Origin of the sequence: Diaphorobacter ruginosibacter, assembly GCF_014395975.1 — a bacterium.
GTDB lineage: Bacteria > Pseudomonadota > Gammaproteobacteria > Burkholderiales > Burkholderiaceae_C > Diaphorobacter_A > Diaphorobacter_A ruginosibacter.
The window spans coordinates 1,492,476-1,511,025 of the sequence record NZ_CP060714.1; the positions used below are offsets into that span (position 1 = coordinate 1,492,476).

At 65.5% G+C, this 18,550-nt stretch carries 15 protein-coding genes; 7 read left to right on the plus strand and 8 right to left on the minus strand.

Features of this window, described 5'->3' with window-relative positions:
• Positions 1-6 precede the first annotated feature (6 nt).
• Entirely contained in the window at positions 7-2,379 is a 2,373-nt protein-coding gene (locus H9K76_RS06800) for a xanthine dehydrogenase family protein molybdopterin-binding subunit (protein WP_187599016.1), read from the minus strand.
• 28 nt (positions 2,380-2,407) lie between these two features.
• Positions 2,408-2,881, minus strand: coding sequence for a (2Fe-2S)-binding protein (locus tag H9K76_RS06805; RefSeq protein ID WP_187599018.1), 474 nt, complete (start codon positions 2,879-2,881; stop codon positions 2,408-2,410).
• A 234-nt stretch (positions 2,882-3,115) separates the two neighbouring features.
• On the opposite strand from H9K76_RS06805, the gene H9K76_RS06810 reads away from it, so the two are divergent.
• Entirely contained in the window at positions 3,116-4,312 is a 1,197-nt protein-coding gene (locus H9K76_RS06810; protein WP_187599020.1) for a GAF domain-containing protein, read from the plus strand.
• A gap of 6 nt (positions 4,313-4,318) precedes the next feature.
• Here the strand turns inward: H9K76_RS06810 and H9K76_RS06815 are convergent, their stop codons facing one another.
• Positions 4,319-5,221: an alpha/beta hydrolase gene (locus tag H9K76_RS06815; RefSeq protein ID WP_187599022.1), complete on the minus strand. Its 903-nt coding sequence runs from the start codon at positions 5,219-5,221 to the stop codon at positions 4,319-4,321.
• 335 nt (positions 5,222-5,556) lie between these two features.
• On the minus strand, positions 5,557-6,492 hold the full coding sequence (locus tag H9K76_RS06820) for an inositol monophosphatase family protein (RefSeq protein ID WP_281394165.1): 936 nt from the start codon (positions 6,490-6,492) through the stop codon (positions 5,557-5,559).
• A gap of 332 nt (positions 6,493-6,824) precedes the next feature.
• Between H9K76_RS06820 and H9K76_RS06825 the strand changes: the two genes are divergently transcribed.
• Both H9K76_RS06825 and cysE read left to right on the plus strand, forming a co-directional pair.
• The gene (locus tag H9K76_RS06825; protein WP_187599024.1) at positions 6,825-7,607 is read left to right on the plus strand and encodes an RNA methyltransferase; all 783 of its coding nucleotides are present in this window, start codon (positions 6,825-6,827) and stop codon (positions 7,605-7,607) included.
• A gap of 38 nt (positions 7,608-7,645) precedes the next feature.
• The gene (cysE, locus tag H9K76_RS06830; RefSeq protein WP_187599026.1) at positions 7,646-8,491 is read left to right on the plus strand and encodes a serine O-acetyltransferase; all 846 of its coding nucleotides are present in this window, start codon (positions 7,646-7,648) and stop codon (positions 8,489-8,491) included.
• A 94-nt stretch (positions 8,492-8,585) separates the two neighbouring features.
• Here cysE and H9K76_RS06835 read toward each other — a convergent pair whose 3' ends face one another.
• Positions 8,586-9,536 carry an NHL repeat-containing protein gene (locus H9K76_RS06835; RefSeq protein WP_187599028.1) on the minus strand — a complete coding sequence of 317 codons (951 nt, stop codon included), beginning with the start codon at positions 9,534-9,536 and terminating at the stop codon, positions 8,586-8,588.
• A gap of 75 nt (positions 9,537-9,611) precedes the next feature.
• Between H9K76_RS06835 and H9K76_RS06840 the strand changes: the two genes are divergently transcribed.
• The 3 genes from H9K76_RS06840 to H9K76_RS06850 all read left to right on the plus strand — a co-directional run bounded on the left by H9K76_RS06840 (position 9,612) and on the right by H9K76_RS06850 (position 15,077).
• A complete protein-coding gene (locus H9K76_RS06840; protein ID WP_187599030.1) occupies positions 9,612-10,820 on the plus strand; it encodes a methanobactin export MATE transporter MbnM in 1,209 nt (402 codons plus the stop codon).
• A 226-nt stretch (positions 10,821-11,046) separates the two neighbouring features.
• Complete coding sequence (locus tag H9K76_RS06845) at positions 11,047-11,715, plus strand: nitroreductase (RefSeq protein WP_187599032.1); 669 nt, start codon at positions 11,047-11,049, stop codon at positions 11,713-11,715.
• 152 nt (positions 11,716-11,867) lie between these two features.
• Positions 11,868-15,077, plus strand: coding sequence for a choice-of-anchor U domain-containing protein (locus H9K76_RS06850; RefSeq protein WP_187599034.1), 3,210 nt, complete (start codon positions 11,868-11,870; stop codon positions 15,075-15,077).
• Between the two features lie 107 nt (positions 15,078-15,184).
• Here H9K76_RS06850 and mog read toward each other — a convergent pair whose 3' ends face one another.
• Positions 15,185-15,820 carry a molybdopterin adenylyltransferase gene (gene mog / locus H9K76_RS06855; RefSeq protein ID WP_187599036.1) on the minus strand — a complete coding sequence of 212 codons (636 nt, stop codon included), beginning with the start codon at positions 15,818-15,820 and terminating at the stop codon, positions 15,185-15,187.
• Positions 15,821-15,824: 4 nt separating this feature from the next.
• Entirely contained in the window at positions 15,825-16,481 is a 657-nt protein-coding gene (yjgA, locus tag H9K76_RS06860; RefSeq protein WP_187599038.1) for a ribosome biogenesis factor YjgA, read from the minus strand.
• Between the two features lie 93 nt (positions 16,482-16,574).
• Here yjgA and pmbA point away from each other — a divergent pair, with 93 nt between their 5' ends.
• Entirely contained in the window at positions 16,575-17,984 is a 1,410-nt protein-coding gene (gene pmbA / locus H9K76_RS06865; RefSeq protein WP_187599039.1) for a metalloprotease PmbA, read from the plus strand.
• A 50-nt stretch (positions 17,985-18,034) separates the two neighbouring features.
• Here the strand turns inward: pmbA and H9K76_RS06870 are convergent, their stop codons facing one another.
• Positions 18,035-18,448, minus strand: coding sequence for a hypothetical protein (locus H9K76_RS06870; protein WP_187599041.1), 414 nt, complete (start codon positions 18,446-18,448; stop codon positions 18,035-18,037).
• Positions 18,449-18,550 lie beyond the last annotated feature (102 nt).

Below are 18,550 nucleotides of genomic sequence, written 5' to 3' on the forward strand. Positions count from 1 at the left end.
GACTCCTCAGGCCTTGGCAGCTTGGATGGCTTCCCACACGCGCGATGGCGATGCGGGCATGTCGAAGTCGTTCACGCCCAGCGGGTGAAGGGCATCGAGCACGGCATTGATGACGGCCGGTGGCGAACCGATGGCGCCAGCCTCGCCGCAGCCCTTGGTGCCCAGCGGGTTGTGCGTGCAGGGCGTGCAGACGGTGTCGAGCTTGAACTCGGGGAAGTCGTCGGCGCGCGGCATGGTGTAGTCCATGAAGCTGCCCGTGATGAGCTGGCCCGTCTCGCGGTCATATACGCAGTTCTCCATCAGTGCCTGGCCGATGCCCTGCACGATGCCCCCGTGCACCTGACCCTCGACGATCATCGGGTTGATGATGGTGCCGAAATCATCGACGGCGCTGAAGCGATCCACGCGCACCACGCCCGTCTGCGGATCGACCTCCACCTCGCAGATGTACGTGCCTGCGGGGTAGGTGAAGTTGGTCGGGTCGTAGAACGCAGTCTCGTTCAGCCCCGGCTCCAGCGTGGCGAGCGGGTAGTTGTGCGGCACGTAGGCCGTGAGTGCGATCTGGGCGAAGGGGATCTTCTTGTCGGTCCCCTTCACCACGAACTCTCCCCCCGTGAAGTCGATGTCGGCATCGCTCGCCTCCATGAGGTGCGCTGCGATCTTCTTTGCCTTGGCCTCGATCTTGTCGAGCGCCTTCATGATGGCCGCACCGCCCACGCTGATGGAGCGCGATCCGTAGGTTCCCATGCCGAAGGGTACGCGTCCGGTGTCGCCGTGCACCACCTCCACGTTCTCGACGGGAATGCCGAGGCGTCCCGCCACCACCTGAGCGAACGTGGTCTCATGGCCCTGGCCGTGGCTGTGCGATCCGGTGAACACCGTCACGCTGCCGGTGGGGTGCACGCGCACCTCGCCGCATTCGAACAGGCCGGCCCGTGCGCCGAGCGCTCCGGCGATGTTCGAGGGGGCCAGGCCGCAGGCCTCGATATAGCTCGAATAGCCGATGCCGCGCTTCAGCCCCCTGGCCTCGCTGGCCTTGCGGCGTGCATCGAAGCCTGCCACGTCGGCGAGCTTCTCTGCCTTGTCCATGCAGGCGTTGTAGTCGCCCACGTCGTACTGCAGGGCAACCGGCGTCTGGTAGGGGAACTGCGTGATGAAGTTGCGGCGCCGGATCTCGGCCTGCGGCAGGCCTAGTTCCCAGCCGCAGCGGCTCACGAGGCGCTCCAGAAGATAGGTGGCCTCGGGGCGGCCCGCACCACGATAGGCATCGACCGGCGCGGTGTTGGTGAACCATGCATCGACGGCGATGTGGATCTGCGGGCAGGTGTACTGGCCCGCCAGCAGCGTGGCATAGAGAATCGTCGGGATGGCGGTGGAGAACGTCGAGAGGTAGGCCCCCAGGTTCGCATCGGTGTGCACGCGCATCGCCAGGAACTTGCCGTCCTTGTCCATCGCCATCTCGGCATGGCTCACATGGTCGCGGCCGTGCGCATCCGACAGGAAGGCCTCGCTGCGGTCGGCTGTCCACTTGATGTTGCGGTTGAGCTGCCTGGCGGCCCAGGTCAGCGCCACGTCCTCGGCATACAGGTAGATCTTGGAGCCGAATCCACCGCCCACGTCGGGGGCGATCACGCGCACCTTGCTCTCGGGAAGGCTGAGCACGAATGCGGTCAGCAGCAGACGCTCCACATGCGGGTTCTGGTTGGCCACGTAGAGCGTGTATTCGTCGTTGGCGCGGTTGTACGAACCGATGGCCGAGCGTGGTTCCATCGCATTCGGAACCAGCCGGTTGTTCACCAGGTCGAGCTTCGTGACGTGCGCTGCGTTCTTGAAGGCGGCATCGACCGCGCCTGCATCGCCCAGCTCCCAGTGGTAGCAGCGGTTGTCGGGCGCCACGTCGTGCAGGGCAGGGCCTTTCTTCGCATCGGTGACGTTGACGACGGCATCGAGCACGTCATAGTCGACCTGCACCGCCTCGGCCGCATCGCGCGCCTGCTGGAGTGTCTCTGCAACGACCATCGCCACGTGGTCGCCCACGTAGCGTGCCTTGCCGATCGCCAGAATGGGATGCGGCGGCTCCTTCATCGGTTCGCCGTTGCTGCTGGTGATGAGCCAGCCGCACGGCAGGCCGCCCATCTTGCCTTCGATGTCCTTGCCGGAAAACACGCCGATCACGCCGGGCATGGCCTTGGCTGCGCTCACGTCCACGTTCCTGATGGCGGCGTGCGCATGCGGCGAGCGCACGAACACGGCATGCGCCTGGCGCGCCATGGTGATGTCATCGGTATATTGGCCTGCGCCCGTCAGGAACCGGTAGTCCTCCTTGCGGAGCACGGCCTCGCCGATGTGCGGCAGCTTGGAAATGTCGGTAGCCCCCATGAGTCTTCTCCTTCAGGTATGGACAGTCTCAGGAGCCGGCGGCCATGGCCGCCTTGCCTTGGACAACGGCCTTGACGATGTTCTGGTAGCCCGTGCACCGGCACAGGTTGCCCTCGAGCAACTCGCGGATCTCGGCCTCGCCCGCATCGGGATGGTTCCTGCAGATGTCGACCGCGCTCATCACCATGCCCGGCGTGCAGAAGCCGCATTGCAGCCCGTGACACTGCCGGAAGGCATCCTGCATCGGGTGCATGGTGCCGTCGGCGGCGGCCATGCCTTCGATGGTGGTGATGTTCGCCCCGTCGTGCATCACCGCGAGCGTGTTGCACGACTTGATTGCCCGGCCGTTCACGTGCACCGTGCAGGCGCCGCATTGCGCGGTGTCGCAGCCCACGTGCGTGCCGGTGAGGTTGAGATGCTCGCGGATCGCCTGGACGAGCAGGGTGTTGGATGGAACGTCAACGCTCGCGGCTTGGCCGTTGACCGTGAATTGCACTTTCATCGGGTTTGTCTCCTGTGTGCGTGGCCTCTGCTGTCAGTGGGTGGGCCCTGGAATTCGACGGGTGGATCACAGCGCCTATCGTGATGAGCCCGGAATGCGCCCGGATCAGGCAAAACCCTGAAGGCGGGCGGACGGACATCGAATATTCTCAAAATGGAACACTTCGCGACCGTGCACTTCCGATGTGCCGGTGTTGAATGCGTTGTTTCAATTTGTCGTTGCAAGCCACATTCCATGCACAGCCAGCACGATTCCCTTGCCGCACAGCGTCTTGCCCAGATCAGCCGTGCACGCCAGTCGGTTCTTGCCGACGGCGATGCCGTGGGGACGGGCGAGTCCTATCCGCTGGGCATGGGGTCGGATTTCGACTGGATCGAGCGCTCATGGAGGCGCTGCATGGCACAGGGCCTGCGGCCGGAGCAGCATGTCGGCTTCGACCTGGTTTCTGCGCAGCAGATGCGCCGGGTACGCGAGGTGCATCGCCCGCTCGTCGAGGCCGCGCGGCCCGTGCTGCAGGGCCTGGGCCGTGCAACGGCCAGCACCCGGTATTTTGCGATTCTCACGGACGCCGACGGTGTGGTGGTGGACACGGCTGGAGCCATCGACCATTCGGATGCAAGGGTGCACAGCATTGCGCGCGTGGGGGTGGACCTGTCCGAGCGCAGTATCGGCACCTCGGCCATCAGCGCCGCGCTCTCCGAACGCCATCCTGTCTGGCTGCATCGTGGGGAGCACTTCTTTCACGACACCTCGGTGTACAGCTGCGCGGGTGCGCCGGTGTTCGACGCGAACGGTCGATGCACGGGCATGCTGGACCTCACGGGCGTCGATGCGGTGGAGCGCCCGGAGCTGCGACATCTGGTTGCGCGCGCCGCGCGACATATTGAAAACGCGCTGGTCGCTGGAGTGCCGCACCGTTTGCTGCTGCGCCTGAACTGGCCCGGGCAGTGGGACGGAGGCGATGGTGATGGTTTGCTGGCGCTCGACGCAGAGGGCTGGGTGACGGGCGCCAACCAGGTGGCGCGCCAGATTGTCTCCGGGCTGGCGCACGCGGCCGGGGCATTGCATGTCGAGGAACTGTTCGCCGCACCGGTGCATGTGCTGTTCGATGCGGCGCGCCGCAGCACGCATGCCGATGCGAGCGTGGAGATACCTCTGTGGTCCGGGTTGCGCGTACAAATACGTGCACAGATACGTGAACAAAAGCGCGCGCAGTGGGCGGGGGAGGATCCCTCGCCTGACGCGGTGGCGCATGCCGACCCGGCATTGGATGCGCCCCAGGTCGCGCTGCCGCTCAAGGACCTGGAGCTGACGCTCGTGCACCAGGCCGTGGCCAATGCGCGCGGCAACGTGGCCCAGGCTGCACGGGCCCTGGGCATCAGCCGCGCGACGGTCTATCGCAAGCTGGGGCGCAGGCAGCCTGAGCGCTGAGGCGCGTCACTTGCCCTGCAGCTGCGGGCGGCTCACCGTGCTGAAAACGTACTTGAGGCTGTCGCCCAGCGTGCTCTCCCACACCATCCACTCGTGCTTGCCGTTCACGATGCGAAGCTCGGCGGGCTGCTTGGCGCGGCGCAGCTGGGAGTAGAGGTTGGTCGCCTCCGCTTCGATCATGAATTCGTCGTCGTCACCCGAGTTGATGTACATGGGAACCTGCACGCCCTTCTTGAGGAAGGCATCCATCAGCGGCGGGTAGTTGTACTGGGTCCAGACCGCCTTGCTGTAGGCACCGTCCGTGTTCGGCTCGGCAAACACCTTGACGGAGCGGGCGGATGAATCCGTCGGGGGCTCGGGACTGTAGATGGCGGGCGAGAGCAGGGCCGCGGCCTGGAACTTCTCCGGGTACTTGAGCACGTAGCGCAGCGCGCCATAGCCCCCCATCGACAGCCCGCCGATGACGCGGCCGTCGCGCGTGTTGATGGTGCGGTAGGTCTTCTCGACATGCGGCATCAGGTCGTTGAAGAAGGCACTTTCCATCTTCTCCTTCAGGTCCACATACCAGTTGGTGTTGGCATCCGGCATGACGTAGATGGCGGGCGGAATGTCACCCTGCGCCACCAGCCTGTCGACGGTGCCCTGCATCTTGCCCTTGACGACCCAGTCATTGCGGTTGCCTGCATTGCCGTGCAGCAGGTACATCACCGGATAGCGGGTGTTCTGGTTGGCCTCGTAGCCCGTGGGAAGGTAGACGTTGTAGCTGAGGTTGCGACCAAGCGACGGGCTGTTGAACTCGACTGCGCGCACCTCGCTGGCGTGGGCCGGCAGGGCCGCTCCCAGGCCGATCAGGGTGAATGCGGCGAGCGGGGCGATGGTTTGGATTGCGCGCCATGGGCCATTGTGCATGCTGTTGTCTCCTGGTGTTGAATGGAATGTGCGAGCAGCATTCTAGGGAATGGTTGGCTCGAAAAGCGTTTGCAAGGTGTCTGGATTCCCGTATTCCACGGAAACCGCAAAAGGGCGTTTGGCAGTTGGCGTATTCTGGTTATGTGGTCTGCGATGGGGGTGGCTGGTTCGACTTCTGCTTACTATGTTTTAGGTCGGAGGCCGGGGGCACTCCCGGCCTCTGTCCTAAAAAAGACCTCGGCAACAAAAAAAAGCAGCCCGTTGCCGAACTGCTTTTGTTTATTTCGCTGGCTCTGGCACAGGAGCAGGAGCCAGCATGGTCGATGGTCGATTGCTCAGTCCTTGCTGTCCTGGCCTTCTGCAGAGCCTTCCGGTGCCTGCGCGTCGGCATCTTCCACCGGTGCGTCGGCATTGTCGGCATCGATGCCGGCCTGGCGCAGCGCAGCCTTCTCGCCGGCGGGTGCGAACTTGCTGTACTTGCTGATGATGGAGACCATCTGGCCATAGATGCGCGGGTTGCCGGCGAGGCACTCGCGCTGCTCGAGGAAGTCGGCTTCGCCCGTGAAGTTGCCGACCAGGCCGCCGGCCTCGGTCACCAGCAGCGAGCCTGCAGCCACGTCCCAGATCGACAGGCCGGTCTCGAAGAACGCGTCGGTGTAGCCCGCAGCCACGTAGGCCAGATCCAGTGCGGCGGCGCCGGGGCGGCGCAGGCCTGCACAGCGCTGCATCACGTCGCCCATCAGGCTCAGGTAGTTCTGGAAGTTGTCGCCCGGACGGAAGGGGAAGCCGGTGGAGATCAGGCATTCCGGCATGCGGGTGCGCTTGCTCACGCGGATGCGGCGCTCGTTGAGGAACGCTCCGCGGCCCTTGGTGGCGGTGAACAGGTCGTTGCGCGTGGGATCGTAGACCACGGCCTGCTCGATCTTGCCGCGCACGGCAAGGGCGATGCTCACGCAGTAGACCGGGAAACCATGGATGAAGTTGGTGGTGCCGTCGAGCGGATCGATGATCCAGACGAACTCGGAAGTCTTGGAGCCATACTCATTGCCCGATTCCTCGGCCAGGATGCCGTGCTGAGGGTAGGCGGTGAGAAGGGTTTCGATGATGGCGCGCTCGCTCGCCACGTCGACCTCGGTCACAAAATCATTGAGCTGCTTCTGCGATACACGCACTGCCTCGACGTCGAGGGCGGCTCGGTTGATGATGGCGCCAGCGGCGCGCGCAGCCTTGATGGCCACGTTAAGCATGGGGTGCAGGTTGGAGGACGACATGGATTGTGATGAGGAGCGGTCCGGCCTGTTGCGGCCGTGTAGCGCCCGGCGATGCGGACGCGCGAAAGGAGCCATTCTACAGCGGGTCGGCCGAGGATGTGCAAGGGGAGGGGCAAGTGGGCACGCCGCGAGCTTGGTTATTGGCTGTCGCTTCGAGGCGGCCTGCGGAGGTAGGGGGAGCATGAGGGAACCTGGCGTGGGCCGGTTTTGCTGCGATGCGGTAAAGCGGCGACAATGGAGGGTTCCGCATTGCGGACCGCTTGCTCCGGCTTTTTGAATGAATGTTGGAAAGAGCGCCCGAAGGAATGCCCCAAAACGCCCGAGCGAATGCCATGAAGACCCGTTTCATCCTGATCAACACCAGCCACGCAGGCAATGTAGGCGCGGCAGCGCGCGCGCTCAAGACGATGGGTTTCGACGACATGGTACTGGTGGCTCCACGCTGGCCCAATGTGCTGCGCAAGGAGGAGACCATCCAGCGCGCGAGTGGAGCGCTCGACGTGCTGGAGAAATGCCGCATCGTCGAAACGCTCGACGAAGCGCTTGAGGGCATGAGCCATCTCTGTGCCACCGCCATGACGCCGCGGGACTTCGGTCCGCCAACGCGCACGCCACGTGAGCATTTCGAGCTGCTGATGACCGGACGGCTTGACGCGGTGGAGGCGGCAGGTGCTGCGGCGGACGCGAGCGCCGGTGGCCCCAACGAGAGCGGGGTGGGCTTCCTGTTTGGCTGCGAGCGCTTCGGCATGTCCAACGAGGACGTCTACCGCTGCAACGTGGCGTTGTCGATTCCCACCAATCCGAAATTCGGTTCGCTCAACCTGGCGTCGGCCATCCAGGTGGTGGCCTATGACTGGCGGCAGGCGCTTGGCGGCTTCGACGTGCAGGAGGCGACGCCGCCCATCGACCGTGCGGATGCCGCGCAGGTCGCCGGCATGTTGCAGCACTGGGAGCAGGCGCTTGCTGACATCGGCTTTCTCGATCCGGCGGCGCCCAAGAAGCTCATGCCCCGCCTTAACCAGATGTTCAACCGCGCGCAACTGACGCAGGAGGAAATCCACATCCTCCGCGGTGTTGCCAAGGCGATGATCCAGTCGGCGAAGACAAACCGCTAGACTGCAAATTCCTTTTTCTTCCAAAGATATTCTTTTTCATGTTCGACCGCCTGCGATCCGATATCCAGTGCATTCTTGAGCGCGACCCGGCTGCCCGCAGCACCTGGGAAGTGATCACGTGCTACCCCGGCCTGCATGCCATCTGGCTGCATCGTCCAGGGCACTGGTGTTGGAACCATGGCTTCAAGTGGCTTGGTCGCTTCATTTCCAACTTCTCGCGCTGGCTCACGGGCATCGAGATCCATCCCGGCGCCAAGATCGGCAACCGGGTTTTCTTCGATCATGCGATGGGCGTCGTCGTGGGCGAGACGGCGGAGATCGGCGATGGCTGCACGATCTACCAGGGCGTGACGCTGGGCGGAACGTCGCTGTACAAGGGCGAGAAGCGCCACCCGACGCTGGGCCGTGACGTAGTGGTGAGTGCGGGTGCCAAGGTGCTCGGCGGCTTCGAGGTGGGCGACGGCGCGAAGATCGGCAGCAATGCGGTGGTCATCAAGCCCGTGCCCGCCGGTGCGACCGCGGTGGGCATTCCGGCGCGGATCATCCCGTCCAAGGCCGGGCAGAGCGCGGACGTGACCGATGCCCCCATGCCCGAGCCACTGGCGCCAAGGCCTGGTGCGGGCGCCGCGCCTGCGACTCCGGCCAGTCCGGCACCGTTCTCGGCCTACGGCATCGAGCAGCAGCAGGACGATCCGCTGTCCCAGGCCATGCGCAGCCTCATCGAGCACACGGCCGCCCAGGAGCGCCAGATCGCGCTGCTGTGGCAGAGCATCGAGAAATTGAGCACGGCGGCGCCCAAGGAAGTGGGCGACTGCGTGCCATGCGACGCGGCCAAGCGCGAGAATTTCGCGGCCGAGAAGCTCAACGACCTCGTGGGCAAGTAAAGGGGCGGGCCCTGTCAGGAAGGCAAATGAAAAGAGCGGGCTCCGGGCCCGCTCTTTTTTTACCTGTGCCGCAGCGCAGGAGCGCATGTGGCGATCAGTCGATCGGCACGATGCGCACGCTGGCCTGGCTGTTGGCATCCGCCGCGGCCACGGCGACGAACAGGCGGCGGTGGTTCTCGTCATAGGCCACGCCCTTGATCTTGGGCCAGCCGCTGGCGACCACGCTGGTCTCTCCCTTGGGGCTGATGCGGAACAGCTTGCCGCCCGAGCCGCCGAAGAACAGCGTGCCATCGGATGCGGCCGTCATCAGGTCGATGCCGTCCAGCGTGGTGAATGTCGCGATCTGCTTGCCATCGGCCAGCGTCAGTGCCTGGGCGCGGGCCTTGGCCAGAGAGAACGACAGCACGTTGCCCGTGTTCTGATCGCTCACGTAGATGGCATCGCCCACCACGGCGAGGCCGACGGGCTTGCCCAGGCCCGTGATCAACTCGCGCTCGCTGGCCGACGTGCCGCTCGTCCTGAGCTCGCTCACTGCGCCCGAGCCGCCCTTGATGAACCAGCCATCCAGCAGGGAGCCGTCCGGCGTGGTGGTGATGCCGATGCGACGACGCAGGGCGTCGGTGCCGCCCAGGTTGTAGGCGTTGCCGGTCCTGGGCACCGCCACCACTGCGCCGTCCGTGCCGAAACCGAAGCGTGTGACGTAGAGGGTACCGTCGGAGGTGCGTGTGAGCTGGCCGAGCGTTGCGCCGCTGGCAGGGGCCTTGGGCAGGGCAGCATAGGTCGAGAACTGTGTTCCGCCGTCCCACATGCGGATGCTGTTGGCGGTGTCGTCGGTCAGGAACAGGCGATTCTCGGTGCGGTCCCAGTACAGGCCGTTGAGGCCGGCTGCGACGGACAGCGTGGTCGGGCCGCGGTCCACGTCGTCGCCACTGCCGCCTCCGCAGGCCGACAGGGTCACCGCCGTCGACACCATGCCGATCAACAGCGCACGGCGTAATCCCGATGTCCAGCGCGAGCCGCTCAGGGCGGCAGAAATGAATTTCATGGTCTCCTCGAATCCCGAATGTGAATGATGGATGAAAGCGCTATTATATTTTGGAATAACGATTGATCGACCCACATGACGGAAAACGAACAACCCAAGACAAAAGGCCGCCTCTTCCACCGACCGCTGGCCTTCCTGTGCGCGGCCCTGGCGCTGCAGGCCTGTGGCGGGGGCAGCGGATCTTCCGCGTCCAAGGCCCCTTCCGGGGAGACGCCGCCCGGGGGCGTCGCATGGCAGTGGAACCTGCCAGCCGGCTTCACTCCGCCGCCGGTGCCCAAGGACAACCCGATGAGCGTGGCCAAGGTCGAGTTGGGCCGCGCGCTGTTCCATGACGTGCGCCTGTCGGGCAACGCCACGCAATCGTGCGCAAGCTGCCACACGCAGGAAAGTGCCTTCACCGACAATCGCTCGCTCTCGCGCGGCTCGACCGGGGAGGTGCACCCACGCAACGCGCAGCCCCTCGCGAACGTGGCGTGGAACACGACGCTCACCTGGGCCAATCCGAACGAGCGCACGCTGGAACACCAGATGCTCACGCCGATCTTCGGCACCAACCCTGTCGAGCTGGGCGTGAACGAAGGCAACCGTGCCAGCGTGCTCGCCCGCTTCCAGTCGGACGCCGGCTATGCGCAGCGCTTCAAGGCGGCGTTTGCGGGCGAGGCCGACCCGGTGAACTGGGACAACATCGTCAAGGCCATTGCCGCTTTCGAGCGCAGCCTGGTTTCCGCAGACAGCCGTTACGACCGATCTGTGGCGGGCAAGGCCTCGCTGACCGCGCAGGAGACGCGCGGCATGAAACTGTTCTTCGGTGACCAGGCCAGGTGCTCGCAATGCCACGGCAGCCCGAACTTCAACGACCAGTTCAGCACGGCCGCCAGCCTGCAGGCCGATCCGTCGTTCCACAACACGGGCCTGTTCAACATCGGGGGCACTGGTGCGTATCCCGAACCGAATCGGGGCGTGTTCGAGATCACGGGGCAGGCGCAGGACATGGGCCGATTCCGCGCCGCGAGCCTGCGCAACATCGAACTCACGGCACCCTACATGCACGACGGGAGCATAGGCACGCTCGAGGCCGTGCTCGATTTCTATGCCGCGGGCGGGCGGGAGGTGGGCAACGGCCTGTATGCCGGTGACGGCAGGCTCAATCCCTACAAGGACGAACGTATCTCGCAGATCCGCCTCGATGCCACCGACAAGGCCGATCTCGTCGCCTTTCTCAAGACGCTGACAGATACCGCCTTCGTGACGAATCCGGCCTTCTCCGCGCCGGCAAGCCGTTGACTCGTCCGCACCCCATGCTGCACGCCATTGGCGGCGTATAGAACCCTGATGTGTCGGCCTGGGCTCTTCTGCACTGGAGCAAGGGCAGGCGATGGGTAGGCGTGGGAGTTGTCGCCATAGAGACATCCCAAATGCGCGGATGCAACGAAATTCGGTGCCGACAGAAATCAGGCGACACCGCTATTTTCCGGCGCGTGTCCGTATCCATTGCATAAGGAAGCAGTCCATGAACGTCAGTCAGGCCATGAAGGAGCGCCGCTCGGTGCGCGCCTTCCAGTCCCGTATACCCTCCGCGGAGGATGTCCAGAAGCTCATCGCCGACGCGGCGCTGTCCGCGTCCGGCGGCAACCTGCAGCCCTGGCGCGTGACGGCGCTGGCGGGGGAGCCGCTTCGGGAACTGACCGACGCCGTCGCCACGGCGCAGCCCGCCGACGACAGCGAAGTGCCGCACATGTCGTATCCGCCGAGCCTGTGGGATCCCTACCGCTCGCGCCGTTTCAAGAACGGTGAGGACCTGTACAGGACCATCGACATTCCACGCGACAACAAAGCCGCTCGCCTGGAGCAACTGGCAAGGAACGGCCTGTTCTTCGGCGCCCCGGTGGGCGTGATCGTGCAGGTGGACGAACGCATGGGCTATGCGCAGTGGCTCGACCTGGGTATCTACCTGCAGTCGTTCATGCTGCTGGCGACGGAGCGCGGCATGGCGACCTGCCCGCAAGGCTACTGGCGCCGCTTCCGCGACACGGTGGAGCAGGTGCTGCAGGTGCCGCAACCCTATCGCGTGGCCTACGGCGTTGCGCTGGGTTACGAGGACACGGAGGCTCCGATCAACACGCTGCGCGCCGACCGTGCGCCCTTCGAGGAATGGGCCGACCTGCGCGGCTTCGGCTGAGGCTGCGTGAAGCCCTGTTGGAAGCCATGTTGGAGGTGCGGCCGGTATTCCGATCCGTGGAAAGCGGACCTGTGACAGCCGTATTCATGAATTGATAACAACGTTGTCACACCCGGTTGAAAGACTCGCCCGTTTTCAACGAGGGCATAGAAATGCGACAGACTACTCTGGCGGCAGCGATGGCAACGCTGCTCGCCTGTTCGATGGCAAGCACCCAGGCGGCAACCGAGATGGTGCCACTGAAGGCGGGCAGCCCCGCCAAGGCACGGATGGCGCTGGACGCCAGGCTGCTGAAGGCCGATGCGAATGGCAAGGTATATGCCAACGAAGTATTCAGCGACAAGTTGGCGACAGCGCTTCCGGCGGGCTGGCGCACTCCCGCCTGGAACAAGGGTACGGTCGGCATCGACCCCGCCACCGGCAACCTGATCATCGACGGTACCAAGGATTCCACCAACATGACGGCGGTGATCCTGCCGGCGGAGCTCGAAAGCCTGTCGAACTACCGCGTGGACATGGATTTCACGATGGATGCCGTCAACAACGACGGCCGCTGGGCGAGCATCATGTACCGTACCTCGCCACAGGCGAACACGCCCAACTATGAGCCCTATCACCAGTTCGCGATCCGCCAGAACGCGATGCTGGCCAACGGGACCGAATTCGCCGTGCGCCGCAGCGGCGGGTGGCAGGTACCGGACAAGAAGGCATTCACCGAGAAGATCGACAGCACCAGAACCTATACCGCCACGGTGATCGTGCATGGCGACCGCGTCCGCCAGTATCTCAATGGTGTCCTTCAGCAGGACACCACCATCCATGCCGGCCTGGAGAAGGGCGGCGTCGGCATGCAGACCGCAGGTACCAGGATGCGCGTGAAGAGCTACAAGGTGACCGAGCAGCTCACACCGCTGCCCGAGCTCGACATGCCGGTGGCGGTGCAGGAAACGGGAACCGCCGCCTCGATGGCTCCGACCCTGGTGCGGTCGATGTCGACGCTTGCGTCCAGCGAGGGCGACGGCTCGAGCAACTCGCTGTTCACCCTGGACAGCGCGCTCAACCTCGCCAGCGCCGATGGCCGCAGCCTCGGCACGCTCAGGGACCTGTTCGCGCAGGCCAGGCGCGTGACCGTTCCCGTCGTGCGCATCCAGGACAAGGCGACCGTCGACGCCTTGCTCGCGTTCTCCAATGACGTGCATGCGCTCTCCGACATCACCTTCCTGTCCAGCGACGTGCAGGTGCTGAGCTATGCGCGCAGGCAACTGCCCGGCATTCGCACCGCCGTCGATTTCTCCGCGGCGGGGCTCTCGGGCGGCAACGAGTCGCTGCTCAAGATCAGTGGAGACACGAACCGCGCGGGCGCGAAGATCGCACTGCTGCCGGCGCATCTGGTTCAGCGCGAATTCGTCGCGCATCTGCAGCGCCTGCTGGTCACCGTGTGGGCGCAGTCCGATGCGACGACCGCAGAGCAGGCGGCACAGGTGCTGACCACGGGCGTGAACGGCGTGGTGGCCAGCGACAGCACGGTGTTTGCGGACGTCATGCGCCGGTTGCCGGCCAATACCCTGCTGCGCAAGCCGCTGGTCGTCGGCCATCGCGGCATGCCGGCAGGCGGCGAAAACGACGAGAACACGCTCGAGGGAGCCAAGGCCGCCGTGGCCGCAGGCGCCGATGCCGTGGAAAACGACATCTACATCACCACCGACGGCCATCTCGTCATCATGCATGACGAAACGGTCGACCGCACGATGACGGGCGGCACGGGCCGTATCGAGGCCATGACGCTTGCACAGGTGAAGGAACTGAGGTCCAAGACCAAGGGCTGGCAGGTGCCGACGATGCGCGAGTACTTCCGGGCATTCAAGGACAAGCCGATCACCCATTTCATCGAGATCAAGAGCGCGACGCCCGCCGTGGTGACGCAGCTGAAGAAGGAGATGGCCGAGGAGGACGTGGCCGACCAGTCGATCGCGATCTCGTTCCTGCCCGCGCAGATGAAGCTCAGCACCTCGGAGATCCCGGAGCTCGCGCTCGGCTTTCTCGGCGGTGCCGCCGGGTCGGGCAACGTGCTCAACGACGTGCGCACGATCCTCAACGACACGCAGGCCAACAACTCCACGTTCAACCCTTCGTACGGCGGCCTTGCGCGCGCCACGATGGAGGCGGCCAAGCACCGCGGCACCACGTTCTGGCCATGGACGCTCAACAATTCGAACGACTTCTACAAGTTCTACAGCTGGGGTACGAACGGCCTCACCACGGACTATGCCAAGTGGGCATCGGACTTTCCGGTGGAGATATCCCCTGCGGCGCTGCCCGGGAAGATTGCGCTGAACGAACCGACGTCGCTGAGCGTGAACCTGACCACGCAGGTCGGTGAGACGATCCAGGCCCGCGCCAACGAGCTTGTGCTGCTGGGCGGCACGGCCCAGGCCGAGGCTCCGAGCGATGGCGCGATCCGCTTCACCAGCGCGGGAACGGCCATCGTGCTGCCCGGCTACCGCTACAAGATGGGCGACGGCACCCACAGCTATGTGATCGTCTCCAGGCCCGTCACACTGGTGGTGGGCGACGGCGAGGGCAACGTGCTGGGCAACGCCAACTCGGCCAGCGGCGGCAAGGTGGCATGCGGCAGCGCGGTGCCCGGACAGGCCAGCGCCTGCACCGTCACGGCGCAGCCGGGCTATGCCGTGACCGGCGCACTGCCTGCGGGCGATTGCCCGGCGGGCACGTGGAATGACGACCGCACGGTCTACACCACGGGCATCATCAGCGGCCGCTGCACGGTGAACTTCACCTTCGTGCCGCTGCCCGCCGAGGCCTCGCTGGCCGCCGTCGGCAAGAGCGGCGTCCTGCAGGCGACGGTGAGCGGCGGCGGCTCGGGGCTGTGGGCATTCGATGCGGGTGCTGCCCTGTCGGTGGCCGCTGCGACGGGCGCGCCCGATAACGTGAGCTTCCCGTTCGGCGTGACCAGCTTCACGGTGCGCGGTGGCGAGGCGGGCCGGCAGGCCGTGGTCGAGCTGACCTATCCCGAGGCACTGCCGGCGAATGCCAGGTACTACAAGTTCGGCAAGACCCGGAGCCATGCCCAGCCGCACTGGTACGAGTATCCGAATGCCACGATCAGCGGCAACAAGGTGGTGCTCACGCTGACCGATGGCGAGGATGGCGACAACGACCTGCAGGCCAATGGCTCCATCGTCGATCCGGGCGGCGTGGGCGTGACGAAGGCGGCTCCGCCCGTGGGCACCGCGACGCCGGTCCCGTCGCTGGGGGCGGGCGCCGTCGTGGGCCTGTCATGGGCCGTGGGTGCGCTGGCCTGGATGCGCTCGCGCCGCCGCAAGGGAGTGTTGCGAGGCTGATCCGCCTGGCCTTAGGGCACTTTCCTCCGTGCCATGAGCCGTGAACAGAAAAGCCGCTGCAGGGGGCTGCAGCGGCTTTTGGGGGAGGGGCACTTCCAGAAAGCAGTTCAGGCGCGTGTGCGAATCGCTGTTTTCGGGCGGAACCCCTTGCAGACCTCGTCCCGGGTCTCGAGGTAGGGGCCGCCGATCAGGTCGATGCAATACGGCACGGCGGCAAAGATGCCGTTGACCTTCTGCGTGCCGTCGGCGGCCTTCAGGCCCTGCAGCGTCTCGGCGATGGCCTTGGGCTGGCCGGGCAGGTTGATGATCAGGCTCTTGCCGCGGATGACGGCGACCTGGCGCGACAGGATCGCGGTGGGCACGAAGGCGAGGCTGATCTGGCGCATCTGCTCGCCGAAGCCCGGCATCTCCTTGTCGGCCACGGCGAGCGTCGCCTCGGGCGTCACGTCGCGCGGGGCCGGGCCGGTGCCGCCGGTGGTGAGCACCAGCGAACAGCCGGCATCCACCAGGTCGATCAACGCGGCGCTGATGCCGTCCTGTTCGTCGGGAATCAGGCGCTCCACGAAGTCGATCGGGTTGTGCAGCGCGGCCCCAAGCCATTCCTTCAGCGCAGGCAGTCCCTTGTCGACATAGACCCCGGAGCTCGCGCGGTCGCTGATCGACACCACGCCGATCTTCACGCGCTCGGGCGTGGCTGGCAGGGCGGGCAGAGCGGACGTGTCGGTGGAGGATGTGGTCGTCATGAGGTCAGGCGTCGTCTTCGCGTGATTCGGTGTTGGCTTCTTCTGCCGCGTTGTCCAGTTGCTCGCGCACCAGCTGGAACAGCTCGCGGTAGGCGCGGCCCTTGCGTGGCGCAAGGCCTTGCGATTCGGCGGCCTTGTCCTGGGCGGGGGCGTCCTTGCGGGCCTGGCGGATCAGCGCGCGGATCTGCTGGATGTCGGTGCGCGGGAACTGGTCGAGCCAGATGGCAAGGGATTCCTCGTGCGCTATCAGGCGGTCGCGCCACTGCTCGGCCAGGTGCAGCTGGAGCTTCTCGGCGGCGGAGCCGTTGCGCTGTTCGTCGAGTGCGGCGCGCACGGCCTGCACCTCGGCATCCTCGAGCTTGCGCATGAGCTTGCCGACGTACTGCATCTGGCGGCGCTTGCCTTCGAAGTTGGTGATGCGCTTGGCCTCGGCCAGCGCCTCCTGCAGCTTCTCCGGCAGGCTCAGTCGGTTGAAAAGGTCGGTGCGCAGGGTGAGCAGCTCGGCGCCCAGGTCCTGGAGCTCATCGCTCTCGCGCTTGAGATCGGTCTTGGTGGAACCTTCGGTTCCCTTGAGTTCGGCTTTCAGCTGCAGGTCGAGCTCGCTGCCTTCGGCAACGAACTGACCGCGAACAAAATAGCCTTTTTTGGGTTTGCGTGACATGAAAGTGGTCTGTAGCGGGCCCCGAAGCGTCGCGCATGGATTCGGACATGCGCCCGGCAGGGGCTCAAAGTGGCAAGTATCATAGCCGCCGATATGAAAAAATCACCTTCCAACGCCAAGAGCGCCGCAGGGTCTCAACCCGAAAGCGGCTTCAGCTACACCCGAGATTTCTTTGCGGACCTGGTTGACCAGGCGCTGGCCCATGCCAAGAAGCTGGGCGCAACGGACGCCGGTGCCGATGCCTCGGAAGCCTGCGGATTGAGCGTGAGCGTGCGAAAAGGTGAACTGGAGACGGTGGAGCGCAATCGCGACAAGTCGCTGGGCGTGACCGTCTACATCGGCCATCGGCGCGGCAACGCCAGCACGTCGGATTTCTCCGCACAGGCGGTGGAGCGCACGGTGCAGGCAGCTTACGACATTGCCCGCTTCACTGCAGAAGACCCGGTGGCCGGCCTTCCGGATGCAGAGGATATTGCCCCCGAGGGCAGCCACCGCGACCTGGACTTGTTCCACCCCTGGGACGTGAGCAGCGAGGAGGCTGCGCGCCTGGCGCTGGAGTGCGAGGCGGCTGCGTTCGCCACCAGCCGGCGCATCACCAACAGCGAGGGCGCGGGGGTCTCGGCCCAGCAGAGCCAGTTCTTCAGTGCCCACACGCGCGGTTTCCGGGGCGGCTACGCCAGTTCGCGCCACAGCGTGTCGGTTGCGCCGATCGCAGCGCTGCCGGGGCGGAATGCCGAAATGCAGCGGGATGCGTGGTACAGCTCCATGCGCAGCGCGGGCGACCTGGCGGCGCCCGCCGTCATTGGCCGCTACGCCGCCGAGCGCGCCCTGAGCCGCCTGGGCAGCCGCAAGGTCCGCACCACCGAGTGCCCGGTGCTGTTCGAGTCGCCCGCGGCCGCCGGCTTGCTGGGAGGCTTCGTGCAGGCCGTGAGCGGCGGTGCGCTGTACCGCAAGAGCAGCTTCCTGGTCGATTCGCTGGGCAAGGACATCTTCCCTGCCCACATCGACATTGCCGAGGACCCGTTCATCCGGGGTGGCAAGGGCAGCTCGCCGTATGACGACGAGGGCGTGCGCGTACAGGCCCGCAAGGTCGTCGATGCAGGCCGCGTGGAGGGCTATTTCCTCTCCAGCTACTCGGCCCGCAAGCTGGGCATGAAGACCACCGGCAATGCCGGCGGGTCGCACAATCTGGCACTCACGTCGCGCCTCACGCATGCGGGAGACGATCTCGACGCCATGCTGAAGAAGCTGGGAACCGGCTTGTTCGTGATCGAACTGATGGGTCAGGGCGTGAACTACGTGACCGGCGACTACTCGCGCGGCGCCAGCGGCTTCTGGGTGGAGAACGGCAAGATTGCCTTCCCGGTGCAGGAAATCACCATCGCGGGCAACCTCAAGGACATGTTTGCCGGCATCGTTGCGGTCGGCGCGGATGCCTACAACTACGGGGCGAAGACCGTGGGATCGGTACTCATCGACAGGATGAAGGTCGCCGGAAGCTGACGGCATGCCCGGGCCGGCTGCGCGCCGGCCCTGCTGGATTCCCGGGCTTCTCAGGCGTGCCGGGCCGCTGGAAAGGACGGGCGGCCCTGAAGACCGGCGCGCCACTGCCAGGCAGCGATCACGAACACGCAGAGGGCCTGAACGGCCAGATAGCCCTTGCCCAGCGCCGTGGTGCCGGGCAGTGCCAGCGCGAGGACCAGGCAGCCGATGCCCCAGCCCACGTTGCCGATCACGACGCATTGCAGCAGCCAGTTCCAGAGGCTCCCGGCGCGGGCCATCACGAGCAGCAGCGCTACATAGGCCAGGAGGAATACCGCGCTGCCGATCAGCAGGGCGGGGGCGATGCCGAGCCAGGCATGGAGCTGCCCCGGCAGCGCGAGTTGCAGAGCAGCGACGGCCGCGCAGGTGACGGCGTCGAGCCGCAGGATGGTCTTGAGGCCCGGATGATTGGCAATGTTCGACATGGGATCTCCTTGAAAGCGGGCAACATGCCCGGGTCAGGAGTCACTTTAGGAATGGCGGCGCTTTCCGTCGATTACCTCGGAGGTCATGCGACGGCGCTCGAT